At 61.1% G+C, this 727-nt stretch carries 1 protein-coding gene; it reads left to right on the top strand.

The features are described 5' to 3' along the window. A partial coding sequence (locus NMG70_RS30635) for an integrase core domain-containing protein (RefSeq protein ID WP_254027937.1) occupies nucleotides 1-727 on the top strand: 727 nt, incomplete at both ends.

Genomic DNA, 727 nt, shown 5'->3' with positions numbered 1-727 from the left:
ACGCCGCTGTCTCACGTCGCCGCGCCCAATGAGTTGTGGTGCGCCGATTACAAGGGCGAGTTCATGCTGGCCGACCGGCGCTACTGCTATCCGTTGACGATCAGCGACTTCGCCAGCCGTTATCTGTTGGCCTGCGAGGCGCTTCACACCACCAAGGAGGCCTATGCTTTCACCGTGTTCGAAAGCGTTTTCAGGGAATTCGGCCTGCCTGGGGCGATCAGAACCGACAACGGCGTGCCCTTTGCCAGTCCCAATGCGCTGTTTAATCTCTCCCGGCTGTCGGTGTGGTGGCTGAGGCTTGGCATCGCCATCGAGCGCATCAAGCCCGGCTGCCCGCAGCAGAACGGCCGCCATGAACGCATGCATCTGACCCTGAAACTGGAGACCACCAAACCGGCCGGCGCCAACTTCCTGCAGCAGCAGGCCAGGTTCGATGACTTCGTCGAGGAGTTCAACACCGAACGCCCGCATCAGGCGCTCGATATGGCCTGCCCTGCCGAGCGCTACAGCCTCTCGCCGCGACCCTATCGGGGACTGCCGCAGCTCGACTACCCTTTCCACGACAAGGCAGTCACCGTCACCACCTGCGGGCGCATCTGCTACAATCGCAAGAAGATCAATCTCAGCCAGGTCTTCGCCGGCCAGACCGTCGGCGTCAAACAGGTCGACGACCGAATCTGGCTGGCCAGCTTCATGGACTATGATCTGGGATATTTCGACGATGAGA

Source organism: Mesorhizobium ventifaucium, assembly GCF_935822925.1.
Classification (GTDB): domain Bacteria; phylum Pseudomonadota; class Alphaproteobacteria; order Rhizobiales; family Rhizobiaceae; genus Mesorhizobium; species Mesorhizobium ventifaucium.
This window is presented reverse-complemented; position numbering and strand designations above follow the sequence as displayed.